The organism is Methylobacterium sp. 174MFSha1.1 (genome assembly GCF_900116815.1).
Classification (GTDB): Bacteria; Pseudomonadota; Alphaproteobacteria; order Rhizobiales; family Beijerinckiaceae; genus Methylobacterium.
In genome coordinates this window covers 78,211-95,596 of the sequence record NZ_FPCB01000007.1, presented here as the reverse complement: position 1 = coordinate 95,596, position 17,386 = coordinate 78,211, and the positions used below count along the sequence as shown (strand labels likewise).

General features: G+C 70.7%; 13 protein-coding genes and 2 tRNA genes. 10 read left to right on the top strand and 5 right to left on the bottom strand.

Annotation, left to right across the window (positions count from 1 at the left end; genetic code table 11):
• The first annotated feature begins 240 nt into the window (after positions 1-240).
• A complete protein-coding gene (gene rpsU / locus BM430_RS05460; protein ID WP_093566187.1) occupies positions 241-540 on the top strand; it encodes a 30S ribosomal protein S21 in 300 nt (99 codons plus the stop codon).
• 91 nt (positions 541-631) lie between these two features.
• On the opposite strand, the gene BM430_RS05455 is transcribed toward rpsU, so the two are convergent.
• Complete coding sequence (locus BM430_RS05455) at positions 632-1,015, bottom strand: response regulator (protein ID WP_093566185.1); 384 nt, start codon at positions 1,013-1,015, stop codon at positions 632-634.
• 486 nt (positions 1,016-1,501) lie between these two features.
• Between BM430_RS05455 and BM430_RS05450 the strand changes: the two genes are divergently transcribed.
• Positions 1,502-2,293: a class II glutamine amidotransferase gene (locus tag BM430_RS05450; RefSeq protein WP_093566183.1), complete on the top strand. Its 792-nt coding sequence runs from the start codon at positions 1,502-1,504 to the stop codon at positions 2,291-2,293.
• A gap of 28 nt (positions 2,294-2,321) precedes the next feature.
• Here the strand turns inward: BM430_RS05450 and BM430_RS05445 are convergent, their stop codons facing one another.
• The 3 genes from BM430_RS05445 to BM430_RS05435 all read right to left on the bottom strand — a co-directional run bounded on the left by BM430_RS05445 (position 2,322) and on the right by BM430_RS05435 (position 5,746).
• Positions 2,322-3,812: a carboxypeptidase M32 gene (locus BM430_RS05445; RefSeq protein WP_093566181.1), complete on the bottom strand. Its 1,491-nt coding sequence runs from the start codon at positions 3,810-3,812 to the stop codon at positions 2,322-2,324.
• A gap of 188 nt (positions 3,813-4,000) precedes the next feature.
• Positions 4,001-4,771 (bottom strand): AprI/Inh family metalloprotease inhibitor, encoded by a 771-nt coding sequence (locus BM430_RS05440; protein ID WP_093566180.1) that lies wholly within the window; start codon positions 4,769-4,771, stop codon positions 4,001-4,003.
• Positions 4,772-4,789: 18 nt separating this feature from the next.
• Positions 4,790-5,746, bottom strand: coding sequence for a 2-hydroxyacid dehydrogenase (locus BM430_RS05435; RefSeq protein WP_177302947.1), 957 nt, complete (start codon positions 5,744-5,746; stop codon positions 4,790-4,792).
• A gap of 279 nt (positions 5,747-6,025) precedes the next feature.
• Here BM430_RS05435 and ugpC point away from each other — a divergent pair, with 279 nt between their 5' ends.
• The 8 genes from ugpC to BM430_RS05395 all read left to right on the top strand — a co-directional run bounded on the left by ugpC (position 6,026) and on the right by BM430_RS05395 (position 13,599).
• Positions 6,026-7,117 (top strand): ABC transporter ATP-binding protein, encoded by a 1,092-nt coding sequence (gene ugpC, locus BM430_RS05430; protein ID WP_093566178.1) that lies wholly within the window; start codon positions 6,026-6,028, stop codon positions 7,115-7,117.
• 88 nt (positions 7,118-7,205) lie between these two features.
• A complete protein-coding gene (locus BM430_RS05425; protein ID WP_093566175.1) occupies positions 7,206-8,516 on the top strand; it encodes an ABC transporter substrate-binding protein in 1,311 nt (436 codons plus the stop codon).
• Positions 8,517-8,908: 392 nt separating this feature from the next.
• Positions 8,909-9,853: a carbohydrate ABC transporter permease gene (locus tag BM430_RS05420; protein WP_093566173.1), complete on the top strand. Its 945-nt coding sequence runs from the start codon at positions 8,909-8,911 to the stop codon at positions 9,851-9,853.
• Positions 9,854-9,869: 16 nt separating this feature from the next.
• On the top strand, positions 9,870-10,760 hold the full coding sequence (locus tag BM430_RS05415) for a carbohydrate ABC transporter permease (protein ID WP_093566171.1): 891 nt from the start codon (positions 9,870-9,872) through the stop codon (positions 10,758-10,760).
• A 196-nt stretch (positions 10,761-10,956) separates the two neighbouring features.
• Entirely contained in the window at positions 10,957-12,372 is a 1,416-nt protein-coding gene (leuC, locus tag BM430_RS05410) for a 3-isopropylmalate dehydratase large subunit (RefSeq protein ID WP_093566169.1), read from the top strand.
• Between the two features lie 109 nt (positions 12,373-12,481).
• A tRNA-Leu gene (locus tag BM430_RS05405) sits at positions 12,482-12,566 on the top strand.
• Positions 12,567-13,143: 577 nt separating this feature from the next.
• Positions 13,144-13,228 (top strand) — tRNA-Leu (locus tag BM430_RS05400).
• 170 nt (positions 13,229-13,398) lie between these two features.
• Positions 13,399-13,599 (top strand): hypothetical protein, encoded by a 201-nt coding sequence (locus BM430_RS05395; protein ID WP_093566167.1) that lies wholly within the window; start codon positions 13,399-13,401, stop codon positions 13,597-13,599.
• A gap of 357 nt (positions 13,600-13,956) precedes the next feature.
• On the opposite strand, the gene BM430_RS05390 is transcribed toward BM430_RS05395, so the two are convergent.
• Positions 13,957-17,364 (bottom strand): hypothetical protein, encoded by a 3,408-nt coding sequence (locus tag BM430_RS05390; RefSeq protein ID WP_093566165.1) that lies wholly within the window; start codon positions 17,362-17,364, stop codon positions 13,957-13,959.
• Positions 17,365-17,386 lie beyond the last annotated feature (22 nt).

Here is a 17,386-nt window from a genome sequence, read left to right as displayed (position 1 = left end):
AGGCGACCACTCCCCGGTTGGAAGTCGTAGCGGAGTGGTGTAAGGCCCCGATCAGGCGCATACCGTGCGCCGACAGCTTGCGCCGGGCTCCGGTGCGACCGCGATGCAACCCAAGCCCCTCCCGGTCCTTCCAGGTCCGGGCCGCGGGGCGCATTTCGGTTGGCCGGGCAGGCAGCCATCCGGGCGCGTTCCGCGCAAGGTCGGCCACGATTCTGGATTTAGACAAGAGGACATACACCCTTGCAGGTACTCGTTCGGGACAACAACGTCGATCAGGCTCTCCGCGTCCTCAAGAAGAAGATGCAGCGCGAGGGCATCTTCCGCGAGATGAAGCAGCGCAAGGCCTACGAGAAGCCGTCGGTGCGCAAGGCCCGCGAGAAGGCGGAAGCCGTCCGCCGCGCCCGCAAGCAGGCCCGCAAGACCGCCATCCGCGAGGGTCTGATCGCCGCTCCGAAGCCGAAGCCGCGCGTCGGCGCTCCCCGCCGTCCCGGCCCGGCCCCCTCCGCGGCCCCGGCTGCCGCTCCGGCCGCCTCCGCGTAAGCGGCGACCGGTCCCGCCCCGCCTCTCACCGGCGGGGCTCCAGACCAGACGTGAGCCCGACGCCGCGAGGCGTGCGGGCTCTTGTCGTTTCTCAGGCCGCCGCGGCGTAGGTCGCCCGCTCGGCCTCGACCAGCACGTCGAGGGGCCGCCAGGGCTTCTGCATGTAGACGGCGTGGTCCGGCACGGCCTGCGCCTCCCCCGGCCGCGAGGTCACCACCAGGCGCACGTCCGGCCAATCCCGCTCGACCGTGCGGGCGAGGGTCGCCCCGTCGATCTCGCCGGAGAGCTGCATCTCCGTGAACAGCAGCGCGACCTCGGAGCCGCGCTCCCGCATCACCGCCAGCGCGTCGGCGGCGCTGTCGCAGGCGATCACGTCGAGATCGGTCTCCTCCAGGATCGCCGCGGCGAAGTCCCGAACGGACTCATCGTCCTCCACCACGACGGCGATCGGCGCGGTGGGTGCTGCTCTGCCCATGAAGCCTCCTGTTATGTCCTGAGGGTCTTATTGATTCCCGGATCCTCGTGAGTGCTCGGGATTGATGCGGAGCCGATCGGCCGCCCGCCGAATCGCCGCAGGCTCCCCGATGTGGATGCACAGGGGGCGAGCGGGGCCGAGGGAACGGAAAACCGAGCGCAGCGTGACACGCGTGCCGGAACGGGACGCAACTCAGCGACGCGAACACGCCTGCGTGAGCATCAACGACTCAATCCTGACATTGATCCCGGCAAAAGGTCTACCTCGTGCGGGCGACCGATGCGCGACACGCATGTCGCCTCCTGACCCTACGCCATTGCCCGCACCGTGGGCATGAGCCTTGGGCAAATGAGGAACTTTCTCGCATGGTGCGGTGCATTAACGGGCTGTTCACCGTCTCAGGCAGAATGTTACCGTTCGATGAAGGCGGCGGACGAGGCACGGCCCGGAGCGGGACCGGCACCCGCCGCGGGAGGTGAAGAGCCGATGTGCCGCTTCCTCGCCTACCACGGCGACCCGGTCTATCTCGACGAGCTCGTCTGCGCGCCGACCCACTCGCTCGTGCACCAGTCGCTGCACGCGACGGAAGCCCAGACCGAGACCAACGGCGACGGTTTCGGCATCGGCTGGTACGGCGACCGGCCGGAGCCTGGGCTCTACCGCGACGTGCGGCCGGCCTGGTCCGACGAGAACCTGCGCAGCCTCTCGCGGCAGATCCGCGCCCGCACCTTCTTCGCCCATGTCCGCGCCGCGACCGGCACCGCGACTACCCGGGCGAACTGCCACCCCTTCGCCCATGGCCGCCACCTGTTCATGCATAACGGCCAGATCGGCGGCTACGCCCGCATCCGCCGGCGGCTCGAGGCGATGATCCCGGACAATCTCTACGAGGCGCGCCAGGGCACCACCGATTCGGAGGCCCTGTTCCTCCTCGCCCTCGCGCACGGCCTCGACCGCGACCCGGTCGCCGGCATGGCGGCGAGCGTGTCGGCCGCCCGCGGGCTGATGCGCGAGGCCGGCATCGACGAGCCCCTGCGCTTCACGGGCGTGCTCACCGACGGCGAGAGCCTCACCGCCTATCGCTGGGCCTGCGACGGCCGCCCGCCGAGCCTGTACTGGCGCGAGATCGGCACCGGCCTCGCGGTCGTCTCCGAGCCGATCGACGGCCTGCGCGCCGGCTGGTCGGAGGTGCCGAAGGGCGGCACGCTCATCGCCCGCCCGGGCGAGCCGGTGCGGGTGGTCGGGCCGGGGGAGACGGGGTTCAAGGCCGCGGCCTGAGGGCCGGCCCGGCGACGGGCCGGGCCGCTCACGCGTCGAGGTAGCGCCGGCGCAGGTGTCCGAGGAAGATCTCGGCCGAGAGCGGCCGCCCGGTCGCGGCCTCCAGGATCTCCTGGGTCCCGAACGCGCTGCCCTTGCCGTGCACGTTCGCCCGCAGCCAGCCGACCAGCGGCGCGAAATCGCCCCGCGCGAGGCCGGGGCGCAGGTCCGGCTCGGCCCGGCAGGCGGCGTCGAACAGTTGCGCCGCCATCATCGCCCCGAGGGTGTAGGTCGGGAAATAGCCCCAGGCACCGCCGGGCCAGTGGATGTCCTGCAGGCAGCCCCGCGCATCGTCCGGCACGGTGAGCCCGAGGAGCCGGTGCACGCCATCGTTGAAGGCGCCCGGCAGGTCGCCGATCTCCATCTCTCCCCGGATCAGCGCCCGCTCCAGCCGGTAGCGCAGCAGGATGTGGGCCGGGTAGGTGCACTCGTCGGCATCGACCCGGATGAAGCCCGGCGCGACATGCGTGTAGTTCCGGTAGAGAGCCTCGGCCTCCCAGGCCGGGCCGGTGCCGCCGAAGGCCTCCCGCACCAGCGGCGCCAGCCAGGCGACGAAGTCGCGGCTGCGGCCGGCCTGCATCTCCAGGGTGAGCGACTGGCTCTCGTGCAGGCTCATGCCGCGGGCCGCCCCCACGGGCTGGCGGCGCCAGGCAGCGGGGCGGCCCTGCTCGTAGAGGGCGTGGCCGGTCTCGTGCAGCACGCCCATCAGGGCGCGGGCGAAGTCGGCCTCGTCGTAGCGGGTGGTGATGCGCACGTCGTCGGTGGCGCCGCCGCAGAACGGGTGCAGGCTGACGTCGAGCCGGCCGCGGGTGAAGTCGAACCCCGCCGCCCGCATCAGGGTAAGCCCGACCTGGCGCTGGGTCTCGACCGGGAACAGACCCTCGGCTTTCGCCGCGGGCCCCGCCGCCGCCTGACGCGCCTCGGCTTGCGCGATCAAGCCCGGCAGCTCGGCCTCCAGCACCGAAAAGAGCGGATCGATCGCCTCTTGCCGCAGCCCCGGATCGTAGCTGTCGAGGAGGGCGTCGTAGGGGGAGAGACCCAAGGCCTCGCCCTTCGCCCGGCCGATCTCGCGCTGGAGCCGCAGCACCTCGGCGAGGTCGGGCCGCAGCAGGGCGAAGTCGCTGGTGCGGCGCGCCTCGCGCCAGGTCATCTCGGCCCGCGACACCGCTCGCGAGCTCGCCTCGACGAGGTCGCGCGGCACCGCCGCGGCATGAGTGTAGGCCCGGCGCATCTCGGCGAGGTTCGCTTGGCTCCACGCGTCGAGGCCCTCCTCGTCGCCGGCCGCCGCCAACCGGTCGGCGGTGGCGGGATCGGTCAGGAGGTCGTGGGCAAGCCCGCGCAGCACCGCGATCTGGTCGCCCCGCCCCTCCGCCGCCCCGTCGGGCATCTGCGTCTGCGCGTCCCAGCCGAGGATGCCGGAGGCGTCCTCGAGGGCGCTGATGCGAGCGAAGGTGGCTTCGAGGGCGCGGTAGGCCTGCATGGGGGAATCCGGTCGCTGTCGCTGATCCCCCGGTTGTCCGACGGCGGAGCACCCCTGGCAAGGGACCCCGGGTGCCGTCCTGGATACACTCGCCACCGGCGAGGGCATCAGCAAGGGAGCGGGAGCCTCCCTCCGCTGACACGATCGCGTGGAGCAGAGGGCGTGCCATGCGAAACCGCCCTACCCCCTCACGGCTCCACCCGCCGCAGCACGAAGGTCGTCCCGATCTCCGGATCGCGGCGCCAGCGCCCCTCCCCCACCGGAACCAGCTCGACGCTGTGGCCGCGCCTTGCGACGAGGACGAGGCGGCCGGCCTCGTAGTGCCAGGCGGTCGGATCGAACAGGGCGAGACCGGGGTCGCGGCAGCCCTCCTGGACCTGCGCCGCCTCGGCCCGGAGCATCACCCGGCAGACGTCCTTCTCGACGAAGCGGTCGAGGGTGTAGAGCCCGGTCACTCCGGCCGCGGTCGCGGGGGCGCCGGCCCAATTGTCTCGCGAGGCCTCCCGCGGGCCCGGTGGGCTCGTGAGCGCCGCCTGGGTCACCAGCGGGGTCTCGGCGGCGGCGGGACGGGTGCCGGCCTGGGCCAGGTTGTAGCGCTCGCCGCTCGGGCTCTCCGCGCTGCGGATGCCCTCGCCGTCCGGGGCCGCGAAGGCCAGCAGCGGCTGGCCCTCGCGGTCGAGGAGCTGGATCAGGCCTCCCTCGACGCGCCAGCCTGCGATGCCGTTGACCACCGGGAGCGCGCGCCGGCAGCCGGCCGGGAAGCGCAGGGCCTGGCCGACCGGGCCGGGCTCCGCCGCCAGCATCAGGCCGCAGCGGCGGAAGCTGCCGTCGAGGGCGAGCTCCCACGGCCCGGCGGCGTCCCGCGCGGGAGCCGCTTCCTGTGCCGCCGCCTCCTGCGCCGCCGCGCTCCCTGCCCAGGCGGCGAGACCGAGGAGCGGGAGGAGGCGGCGCAGGCGCATGGACGTGGCTCTCGAAGGTCAGGCCTTCCAGGGAGTCTCGGCCACGGGCGTCACCGGACCCTTGCCCTGGAACCAGGAGGTCAAGTTATCAACGACGAGTTGGCCCATTGCGTTGCGTGTGTGATGCGACGCGGAGCCGACATGCGGCAGGAGAACCGCATGCTCCTGGGCGATCAGGGCGTCGGGCACCTTCGGCTCCTCGGCGAACACGTCGAGGCCGGCGCTCTGGATCGTGCCGTCGGCGAGGGCCGCGGCCAGCGCGTCCTCGTCCACCAGCGTGCCGCGGGCGACGTTGATCAGCGCGCCCTCCGACCCTAAGGCCTCCAGCACCTCGCGGCCGATCATGTTCTTCGTCTCGGGGCCGCCGGGGGCGACCACCATCAGCACGTCGCAGGCCTTCGCCATCTCGATGAGCGAGGGGAAGTACTCGTAGGGCACGTCCGCCTGCTTGGTGCGGCCGTGATAGGCGATCGGCAGGCCGAAGGCGACGAGGCGGTGGGCGATCGCCCGGCCGATGCGGCCGAGGCCGAGGATGCCGACCTTGCGCCCGCGCAGGGTGCCGGTGAGCGGATAGGGCTTCTCCAGCCACTTGCCTTGGCGCAGGTAGCGGTCGACCTGCGGGATCTGCCGCACGGTGGCGAGCAGGAGGCCGACCGCCAGGTCCGCGACCTCGTCGGTCAGGACGTCGGGCGTATTGGTCACCATCACGCCGCGCCGGCCGCAGGCCGCCGCGTCGATCGTGTCGTAGCCGACGCCGAAATTAGCGACGATCTCAAGGTTCGGCAGCCGGTCGAGCAGCGCGTCGTTCACGTGGACATGGCTCACAGCCATCCCGCGGATCTTGGGCGCCACCTCGTCCAGGAAGCGCTCCTTGTCGTCGGCCTTGTCGCCGCGGTGGACGGTGAAGAGCCTCTCCAGGCTGTCGGTCACCAGCGGCATCATCGGCCGCATGATCAGCACGTCTGTGGACTTCAAACCCGTCTCCCGGTCGTTTCTCGCGCATCCGACGATGGACGCATGGCGAGGGCGCTTGATCTTGCGCCCCGCGCGCCCGATGATGGCCGCCAACACGAGAGGCGGCAAGCCAGGCCGCCCCGTTCTTACGGGTCGAGGAAACAACCCAGATGAGCGCCAGACGCCCCTCCGAGGGCCCGCCTGTCGTGTGTTCGTCATTTGCCTGTGGCAGCGCTGCCGTTTCGGTCGGCGCGCCGCGAGCGACCCCATTCTGAATCGACACACGACAACGAGGAGCCGATGGCCGGGCTGGAAATCAGGAACGTGCGCAAATCGTTCGGGGCCACCCCGATCCTGCACGGCGTCTCGATCGACATTCAGGACGGGGAGTTCGTCATCCTGGTCGGCCCCTCGGGCTGCGGGAAGTCGACCCTGCTGCGCATGATCGCGGGGCTGGAGAACATCACGGCGGGCGAGATCCGGATCGGATCGCGCGTCGTCAACGCGGTGCCGCCGAAGGAGCGCGACATCGCCATGGTGTTCCAGAACTACGCGCTCTACCCGCACATGACGGTGCGGGACAACATGGCCTTCTCGCTGAAGCTCCGGAAGGCCGCCAAGGAGGAGATCGACAGCCGGGTCGGCCGCGCCGCGGCGATCCTCGGCCTCGAGAAGCTTCTGGACCGCTACCCGCGCCAGCTCTCGGGCGGCCAGCGCCAGCGCGTCGCCATGGGGCGGGCGATCGTGCGCGACCCGCAGGTCTTCCTGTTCGACGAGCCGCTCTCGAACCTCGACGCCAAGCTGCGCGTGGCGATGCGGGCCGAGATCAAGGAACTGCACCAGCGCCTGCGCACCACCACGGTCTACGTCACCCACGACCAGATCGAGGCCATGACCATGGCCGACAAGATCGTGGTGATGCATGACGGCGTGGTCGAGCAGGTCGGCGCGCCGCTCGAGCTCTACGACCGGCCCGACAACATGTTCGTCGCCGGCTTCATCGGCTCGCCGGCGATGAACTTCCTCAAGGGCAAGATCGCCGGCGAGACCTTCCGCACCGAGGGCGGCCTGACCCTGCCGCTGCCGACCCGCGGGGCGCGGCCCGCCGACGGCATGCCGGCGGTCTACGGCCTGCGGCCGGAGCACGTGCGCCTCGCCGAGAACGGCGTGCCGGTGGAAGTGGCGGTGGTGGAGCCGACCGGCTCCGAGACCATGGTGCTGGTGCGCCCGCCGGGCGGCGGCGCACAGGACATCGCCAAGGAGGTCGCGCGCGACATCGCCTGCGTGTTCCGCGACCGCATCGGCGCCGGCCCGGGCGAGCGGATCAACATCACGGCCGATCCCGCCCTCGTCCACCTGTTCGACGCCGAGAACGGCCGCAGGCTGAACTGACGACGCCTGCCCGGCCGGCGGCGGGACGCCATCCCGCCGCCGGCCGGCCCGCATCAACGACAAAGACCATCCCGGGAGAGACGCCACGATGTCAGCCTTCGATCGTCGCCAGTTCCTCAAGGCGGGTGCCGCCCTCGGCCTCGCCTCCGCCACCGGCCTGGAGGGCTTCGCCCGCGCCTGGGCGCAGGAGAACCAGTGGAAGCCGGAACAGGGCGCCTCGCTCAAGCTCCTGCGCTGGAAGCGCTTCATCCCGTCCGAGGACGAGGCCTTCATGCGCCTCGTCGACGCCTTCACCAGGGCGACCGGCGTGCCGGTGACGGTGACGAGCGAGTCCTTCGACGACATCCAGCCCAAGGCCTCGGTGGCGGCCAATACCGGCCAGGGCCCGGACATGGTCTGGGGCCTGTACTCCTTCCCGGCCCTGTTCCCGTCGAAATGCATCGAGGTCGGCGACGTCGCGGACTATCTCGGCAAGAAGTACGGCGGCTGGCTGCCCGCGGCCGAGGCCTACGGCAAGGTCAAGGGCAAGTGGATCGCCATCCCGATGGCGTTCAACGGCGGTTATCTCAACTACCGCATCTCGGCCATGAACAAGGCCGGCTTCACCAAGTTCCCGGAGGACCATGCCGGCTTCCTGGAACTGTGCAAGGCGATGAAGAAGAACAACACGCCGGCCGGCTTCGCCCTCGGCCACGCCACGGGCGACGCCAATTCGTGGATCCACTGGGCCCTGTGGTCGCACGACGCCTATCTGGTCGACGCCAACGAGAAGATCGTCATCAACTCGCCGGAGACCGCCAAGGCGCTCGAATACGTCAAGGCGCTCTACGAGACCTTCGTGCCCGGCACGGTGTCGTGGAACGACTCGTCGAACAACAAGGCGTTCCTGTCGGGCGACCTGTACCTGACCAACAACGGCATCTCGATCTACGCCGCGGCCAAGAACGAGAAGAAGGACATCGCGGCGGACATGGACCATGCCGCCTATCCGGTCGGCAAGTCCGGCAAGCCGACCGAGTTCCAGCTCGCCTTCCCGATCCTGGCCTACACCTACACCAAGGCGCCGAACGCCTGTAAGGCCTTCATGGCCTTCGCGCTCGAGGCCCAGAACTACAATGCCTGGCTCGAGGCGTCGCAGGGCTACCTGTGCCACCCGCTCCAGGCCTACGCCAACAACCCGATCTGGACCGCCGACCCGAAGAACAAGGTCTTCGGAGAGGCCTCGACCCGGACGCTGGCCGCCGGCGGCCTCGCCCCGGTGAGCGAGAAGGTGGCCGCCGTGCTCGCCGACTTCGTCGTCGTCGACATGTTCGCTTCCTACTGCACCGGCCGCGAGGACCTGAAGAGCGCGATCAAGACGGCCGAGCGGCAGGCACAGCGGATCTTCCGGTCGGCCTGAGGAAACGGAGTCTCTGTCTCTGCCCGTCAAGCAGGGAGAGACGCCGAGCTAGGCCGTGCAAGGGTGTGAGAACCCGCTCGGAGGTCTCGACGGATCTCACACCCTCCTCGTCATTCCGGGGCTCGCCGAAGGCGAGAGTCCGGAGTGCCGCAGGCACGCCCAGACGCTCAGGTGGCTCAGGCCAAGGCGAGCGGCGTCCCGTTCGATTCTCTACCACCTGAGTTTCTGGATTCCGGGCTCCGCTTTCGCGGCCCCGGAATGACCCTGTGAAGCGTGAAGGTAAGTGTCTATCCTGCATCCATGCAGTCGAGGACGCTTTACAGCTCCTGAAATTTTGTTTTCGTTCCCCTTTCGCGGGGCAAGATACAAACAACACCCGGAGGAGGCTCCCCGTGGCCGATATCGCCCTCGCCCGCCCCGCCGCGGCGGCGCCCACGACCGGCTCGGCCTGGAGCCGGTTGCGGACGAGCCGCGGCTGGCTGGGCTTCTGGTTCATGCTGCCGGCAGCCGCGATCCTGCTGCTGTTCCTGGCCTATCCCCTCGGCAAGGGCATCTGGCTCTCGCTCACCGACACACGCATCGGGCGGGGCGGCAACTTCGTCGGGCTCGAGAACTACGAGTGGCTCTCGGACGACAGCGTCTTCTGGCTCTCGGTGTTCAACACGCTGGTCTATACCGGCTTCGCCTCGGTGGCGAAGTTCGGGATCGGCCTCTACCTGGCGCTGCTCCTCAACAAGCGGCTGCCGTTCAAGGCGCTGATCCGCTCGATCGTGCTGATCCCGTTCGTCGTGCCGACGGTGCTGTCGGCGCTGGCCTTCTGGTGGATCTTCGACAGCCAGTTCTCGATCATCTCGTGGTCGCTGCGCCATCTCGGCCTGCTCGACCGCAACATCGACTTCCTGGGCGATCCGACGATGGCGCGGATCTGCGTGACCTTCGCCAATATCTGGCGCGGCGTGCCGTTCATCGCCATCACGCTGCTGGCCGGCCTGCAGACCGTGTCGCCCTCGCTCTACGAGGCGGCGACGATCGACGGCGCGACGCCGTGGCAGAACTTCCGCCACATCACCCTGCCGCTCCTCACCCCGATCATCGCCGTGGTGATGACCTTCTCGGTGCTGTTCACCTTCACCGACTTCCAGCTGATCTGGGCGATGACCCGCGGCGGCCCGGTCAACTCCACCCACCTGATGGCGACCCTGTCCTACCAGCGCGGCATCCTCTCGGGGAATCTCGGCGAGGGCGCGGCCATCGCCACCGCGATGGTGCCGTTCCTGATCTTCGCCATCGGGATCTCGTGGTTCGGCCTCCAGAACCGCAAGTGGCAGACCGGCTGAAAAGGAAACATCAACAATGGCCGCGACCACGACCGCCGACACCCCCGACAACAGCGAAGGCATGGCCTATCTCGACACGCTGCCGAAGCGCGTCGTGACGGTCTACCTGCCGCTCTTCGTCATCCTGGTGGTGCTGCTCTTCCCGTTCTACTGGATGGCCCTGACCGCCATCAAACCGGACGACCAGCTCATCGACATGGAGACCTACAACCCGTTCTGGGTGGTCTCGCCGACGCTCAAGCACATCTCGAAGCTCTTGTTCCAGACCAACTATCCGCTGTGGCTCTGGAACACGATGATGATCTCGGTGGCGGCGACCGCTTTGTCGCTGTTCGCCAGCGTGCTCGCCGCCTACGCGATCGTGCGAATCCGCTACAAGGGCGCGGTCGCGGTCGGCGCGGCGATCTTCCTCGCCTACCTGGTGCCGCCCTCGATCCTGTTCATCCCGCTCGCCACCATCATCCAGGCCTACGGGCTCTACGATTCGCCCTTCGCCCTGGTGCTGGTCTACCCCACCATCCTGATCCCGTTCTCGACCTGGCTCCTGATGGGGTACTTCAAGACCATCCCCTACGAGCTGGAGGAATGCGCGCTCATCGACGGGGCGAGCCGCTGGCAGATCCTGCTCAAGATCATCCTGCCGCTGGCGGTGCCGGGGCTGATCTCGGCCGGCATCTTCTCGCTCACCCTGTGCTGGAACGAGTTCATCTACGCGCTGACCTTCCTGTCCTCGACCCAGAACAAGACGGTGCCGGTGGCGGTGGTGAGCGAGTTCGTCGACGGCGACATCTACCGCTGGGGCTCGCTGATGGCGGGGGCGCTGGTCGGCTCGCTGCCGCTGGTGATCCTCTACTCGTTCTTCGTCGAGCACTACGTCTCGGCCATGACCGGGGCGGTGAAGGAGTAACGGAACCTGCGCCCCCGGATCGCCGCGTCCGGGGGCGCGCTGCCAAGATTCCGCATGCCTGCGAGGCCTGCATCCCCTTGCGGCGCCGAGGGGTCTACCCGTCGGCGATCGAGCCGGTTACATGACGGGTCCGCCGGGTGCGAACGCCATGCGCCCGGCTTCCACGACAGGTCTTCGTGACAAGGCAAGAACCCCGATGACTGCCCCCCGCACCCTCTACGACAAGATCTGGGACGACCACGTCGTCGATCGTCAGCCGGACGGCACCTGCCTCCTCTACATCGACCGCCACCTCGTGCACGAGGTGACCTCTCCCCAGGCCTTCGAGGGGCTTCGTCTCGCCGGGCGCAAGGTGCGCCACCCGGAGAAGACGCTGGCGGTCGTCGACCACAACGTCCAGACCTCGGACCGCAGCCTCGGCATCGAGGATCCCGAGAGCCGCACGCAGATCGACACGCTGGCCGAGAACGTCCGCGAGTTCGGCATCGAGTACTACGACGCGCTGGATAAGCGGCAGGGCATCGTCCACATCATCGGGCCGGAGCAGGGCTTCACCCTGCCGGGCCAGACGATCGTCTGCGGCGATTCCCACACCTCGACCCACGGCGCCTTCGGGGCGCTCGCCCACGGCATCGGCACCTCGGAGGTCGAGCACGTGCTCGCCACCCAGACGCTGATCCAGAAGAAGGCGAAGAACATGCGCGCCGTCGTCGACGGGCGCCTGCCCGCCGGCGTCGGCGCCAAGGACATCATCCTGGCGATCATCGGCGAGATCGGCACCGCCGGCGGCACCGGCCACGTGCTGGAATATGCCGGCGAGGCGATCCGCGGCCTCTCGATGGAGGGCCGGATGACGATCTGCAACATGTCGATCGAGGGCGGCGCCCGCGCCGGCATGGTCGCCCCCGACGAGACCACCTTCACCTACATCAAGGACCGGCCGAAGGCGCCGAAGGGCGAGGCGTTCGAGCGCGCGGTCGCCTACTGGCGCAACCTCGTCTCGGACGAGGGCGCGCATTTCGACCGCGAGATCCGGCTCGACGCGGCGAACCTGCCGCCGATCGTGACCTGGGGCACGTCGCCTGAGGACGTGATCTCGGTCCAGGGTCGGGTGCCGGATCCGGCCGCCATCGAGGACGAGAACCTGCGCTCCTCCAAGGAGAAGGCCCTCTCCTACATGGGCCTGACCCCCGGCACGCGGATCACCGACATCGCCCTCGACAAGGTGTTCATCGGCTCCTGCACCAACGGCCGGATCGAGGACCTGCGGATCGTCGCCCGGATGGTCGAGGGGAAGAAGATCCACCCGAACGTGTCGGGCATGGTGGTGCCGGGTTCGGGCCTGGTGAAGCAGCAGGCCGAGGAGGAGGGCCTCGCCCGGATCCTGATCGAGGCCGGCTTCGACTGGCGCGAGCCGGGCTGCTCGATGTGTCTCGGCATGAACGCCGACCGCCTCAAGCCCCACGAGCGCTGCGCCTCGACCTCGAACCGCAACTTCGAGGGCCGCCAGGGCCACAAGGGCCGCACGCACCTCGTCTCCCCGGCGATGGCCGCCGCCGCCGCCATCGCGGGCCACTTCGTCGACATCCGCGAGTGGCCCAAGGGAGCCTGAGACGTCGCGTTTGAGCCCGTCTCATGAAACGGCGGAGTTCGGCGTTGACGCCGGCTCCGCCGCCGACTAAACGACTGACACCGGGGCGCCGCCAACGCGACGCTCTAGGGCCCAGGTGGCGGAATTGGTAGACGCGCTGGTTTCAGGTACCAGTGGTGCAAGCCGTGGAGGTTCGAGTCCTCTCCTGGGCACCAACACCCTCAAGCGGTGTTGATGCCGTCCGCGAAAGTTTCGGTTCGCGGAAACGATCCTGATTTTTTTGACAGTTGATGTGATTGAGCGGCGGCTCTCACGTTCGTGTCGAGAATTCGCCTTAGCCCCCAGAAACCTCGATCGATGGCCTGATTGTCGAGCGGATGGTGCCGGACGTCCGTTCGAGCTCGCCAACGAGTCCGAACCCGCTGCGTCATCCCGGGGCCGCGCAGCGGAACCCGGGATCCATACCTGCTGACGCTGGAGAATGAGGCGGATCCCGGCTCAGCGTTTTCCGGGATCGTTAGCGGTTATGGATCCCGGGTTCTCGCCGTTGGCGAGCCCCGGGATGACGCTGAGTGATGCTGGCCTGCCGGTCTGCCCGGGCAGCTCAGGGTGAGGTCGTGGATTGGAGCAGGCCGGTCATCGGCGAGGCCGGGTCGAGCGCACCCCGCCCATCGACCGAGGGGCGCAATCATGAAACACCCCTCCCCTCCCGAACGATGCTCAATCCCGTTGACGCCGCCCCCGCCGCCCTCTAAACGACTGTCACCGCGGCGCTGCCAAGCAGTGCTTCGGGCCCAGGTGGCGGAATTGGTAGACGCGCTGGTTTCAGGTACCAGTGGTGCAAGCCGTGGAGGTTCGAGTCCTCTCCTGGGCACCAACACCCTCAAGCGGTGTTGATGCCGGCCCCGAGCGGGGCACGAGACGATCTCACAGCGAAATCGCTCTTACCCAACAAGACTTCGGCACCGCAGGCGATCGACGCTATGCGAGGCGGCGAACCGGTCGGGGTTGCCTCGCGTTGGCTTGCGCCCATCGGAGGATCCGCCCGTGACTGAGCGCCGCGACGACCTGCTCACCGCCCGCCCGCACCTGACCCGCCGCGACGAGGACGCGGCCGCCGCCAAGGCCGGCGTGACCCCGGCCGACCACGACGCGGCCCGCAAGCCCGATGCCCTCGATCCCGGCACCAGCACGACCGGCGACGAGCCGCGGCCCCGGCCGGCTCCGGCGGGCGAGGGTGAGGTCTGATCTGGACGATCCCCACCGCGCGGTTATGTCTCCGCCCATCCGACGCGGAGACTCGCCCCTGAGCCGTCACCACCTCAACAGTTGTCTCGAATCCGGCGACAGCGACACGCTGGCGCTGATGCTGGCTCCGTGCGGCGGAGCATCCAATCCGGTCTGGACAGGTTTCGCTCGGGTGACCCGGCCGACGGGACCAACGACGACTTCGCAACGACGACTTCGCAACGAGCCATCCGGCGATCCGGGCTCGGCTGAACCGGATCGCGGCCCTGCCCCGGCTGGAATGCGCGCAACGACCGGCTGCCCGCCAGCGCCTGCCCCGCATCGACCGTCCGGAGAGGGCTGCGCCCGAGGGGTGGCTCAGCCCGGCGACGGCCCGCCAGCGCCGCGGGCCTCGGGTGCGGGGGCCGGGCTCGCCTCCGGCTTCGGCCGCTCCGGCGCGGCGCTCTCGGGGTAGCGGGCGCGGTAGGCGCGCAGGAAGTCGGTCAGCGTCTCGGCGCTGGTCGCCTGGCGCACCAGGCTGCGGAAGGCCGCGGTGCCGGAGGCGTTCGGCGCGGCGACGAGGCCGAAGGTGCGGGCGTCCGGGCTCTCCGCCATCTTTGCGGTGAATTTCGTGCGCAGGCGGTCGAGGCTCAGCGGATCCTCGGCCAGCGCGTAGGCGATGGCCGCGCGCATCACGTCGCCGCGCTCGGCGTCGCTCAAGGCGCCGGGCTCGCGCCAGCGGGTGCCGAGCAGGGCCTCGTGCGCCTCTCCGGCCTCGCGCCAGCGCCGCGCGCCCCACAGGATGTCGCCGCGCAAATGCGCCGCCTCCGGGGTGGCGTTGCCCTCGAGCAGCTCGAGGGCGAGCTCGGTGCGCGAGAGGTCGGAGAGGGCGCGGACCTCGAGCAGCAGGCGCGCGTCGCGGATCTGTGCCGGCAATTCCGGCAGGCGGGTGTTCTGCAGGATCTTGAGGGCCTTCAGCGGCTCGCCCTCCATCAGCCGGACGGTCGCGAGGCGCGCCGCCACGCTCGCCCGCGCCGCGCCGGTGAGGCGGTGGTCGACCTGGTGCTGCAGCAGGTCGCCGGCGGCGTCGAGGAGGTCGAGGGCGACGAGGCGGTCGGCCAGGCGCCGCACGATCTCGTCGCCCTGGCGGCCGATCGGCGTGAACTCCTTGAAGTCGTAGAACAAGGCCAGGGCCTCGATCTTGCCGAGGCTGGCGCCCTTGTCGGACAGGAACAGGGCGGAGAACAACGCCACCGTGTCGTCGTGCAGCCCGCGGGTCGCCGAGTGGTCGGGGAAGAGGCGGTTGGCCTTGCGGGCGGTCGCGAAGGCATCGCGCCAGCGGCCGACCCCGGCATAGAGCCGGCCGAGCCGGGCCAGGGCCTCGGCCTCGGCCTCGCCGTGCCAGGTCAGGGTCAGGCGCTCGAGCCGGTCGACCGCCGCCTCCGGCGTCATCGTGCCGGTGGCCCGGCCGAGATCCACCGCCCGCAGGGTCGCCTCCGCGGCGATGGCCGGCGCCGCGGTCTCGGCGAGCTGCTGGTAGGCGTGGCGCGCCTCGCCGTCCTGGCCGATCGCCTCGGCGAAGCGCGCCTTGAGGAAGGTCAGCCGGTCGCGGGCCTGGCCCGAATCGGCGAGGGGCGCGACCGCCGTGAGCGCCCGCTGGGCGAAGGCCGGGTCCTTGGCGTCGAGGGCAGCCTCCACCGCCGCGAGGTAGAACACCACCTGCAGGTCGTCCGGATAGGCCTCGATCAGCGGCAGCCCGGCCTTGAAGGCGGTGATGGCCGCGGCGCTGCGCCGGCCGCGGGCGTCGACGACGCCGCGCCACAGCCGCAGCTCGGGATCGAGCGCCCGCTTGCCGTCGGGGGTGAGGAAGCCGGCCGCCCGCGCGTCCTGGTTCAGGCGCAGGGCGGCGATGGCCGAGAGGAGCCGCACCGCCCGATCGGCGGCGAAAGGCGGATCCTCCCGGACCGCCAGGGCGAGCACCCCGGCGGCCTCGGCCGCGAAGTCGTTGGCGAGGAGCACCCGGACGAGGTCGAGGCGCGCGGCGGAGCGGGCCGGCCGCTCGGCCGCGGCGGCCGCGGCCTCGGCGGCGCGCAGGCGCGCGCGCACGTCGCCGCGCTGGTCCTCGCGCCAGCGGTCGGGCTGCACCAGCAGGTCGGAGGCCTGGGCGGCTTGGGCGGCGTCCGGCGTCTCGACCACCGTCGGGGAGACCGACAGGCCGCCGGGACGGGTGATCGTCACCTCGGCCAGGCCCTGGCGCACGGCAAGGTCGTCCGCCGCCGCCAGCACGGCGACGCCCTGGCGGGTCGGCAGCAGCTCGAACTCGACGAAGCGGCCGCGCTTCGGCAACCCGGCGATGCGGGGACCGCGGGCGGTCGCCACGGCGATGCGCTCGCCGTCGCGCTCCAGCCACAGGGTGCCGCCGGGACGCGCCAGCGGCACCGTCACCGCCGGCCGGCCGGTGGGATCGGCACTGCGCTGCGGCGCCAGGACGTCGCCCCCCGGCAGGGCGGCGTCGCCGAGCACCAGGTCCCAGCCCTGGCCCTCCCCCGCCGCGAGCTGGGCGAGCACGCCGACTTCGAGGCGCAGGCGCAAGACCGTGAACGCGCCCTCGGCCCGCGGTCCCTCGGCGACGCTCGCCGGCGCCCCCGCCGGCAGGGACGGCAGGGCGATCGCCGCATTGGACTCGAAGACCAGGGTGGCGACCCCGCCGCGCTCGAACAGGGCCGCCGGCGGCCGGGCTGCGAACGGGAAGGCGATCCGCAGGCCCTGGCTGGTTCCTTGTTGGCTGGTTCCCTGTACCGCCCGGACGACCCGGGCCTGGACCGGGCCCGCCGGCAGGTCCGCCGGAGCGGGTGCCGGCGTCTCGGTTGCCGGGGAGGACGCGGCCTGAGGCCGGGATTCGGCCGGAACCGCGGCGACGGGCGACGGATCCGGCGCTCCCGCCGCGGGCTTCCTGTCGTCCGGCTTCCTGTCGTCGGCCTTTCGGTCGTCCGGCTTGCGGCCCGCCGGCTTGACGAGGTCGAGGACGTAGGAATCGTCCTCGCGGTAGCCCTCCGCCGTAAAACCCTCGCCGAGCGTCACGGCCAGGCGGGCGGCATCGGTCCCGGCCTCGGCCGCGAGCGCCGTCGCGGCCGGCCGCAGGGCGGCGCGGGCCTCGGTCGCGTCGATCGTGTAGGCGCCGGGGATGCGAAGACGGACCTCCGCGCCGGCCCGCTCCAGCGCCACCTCGGCCTCCTGCGGCAGGCGGACCGAGAGGCGGGTGAGGGTCGGCAGGGTCGCCACTTCGAGGCGCAGCGCCGTGCGCCGGGTCCGAACGGCCTCGCGGCGCAGGCGCTCGCTGAGCTCCTCGGACCGGCGGGACAGGTCGGCCAGCACCTCCGGCGGCAAACCGGGCGGCAGGCCGGTCCAGCCCTCGGGCATCAGGTCGATGAAGACCCGCTCGCCGGCTTCCAGCACGTTGACCTTGTAGGAGGCCTGGAGCGCGACCCGCAGGCCGGCGCCGTCCGGATCGCGCCGGACCTGCGCCACGTAGGCCGGCATCTCGGCGGCCAGGCGCTCGCGCGGGCCGGTCACCGGCTCGCGGAAATTCACCACCAGCACGCCGCCGGTGACCTTGGCGGTGACCTTCACGCCGTGGTCGAAGGTGAGCGCGATGCGCCCGAAATTCTTCTGCTCGCTGCCCTGGATCGCCACGAGCTGCGCCGCGTCGGCCGCGCCCGCCCCGACGGCCAAAGCCGCCAGCGCGATCAGCGCCGCTGCGCGGCGGCTCCTGCCCGTCGAACCCATCGCACCCGCCCGAGTACATCTT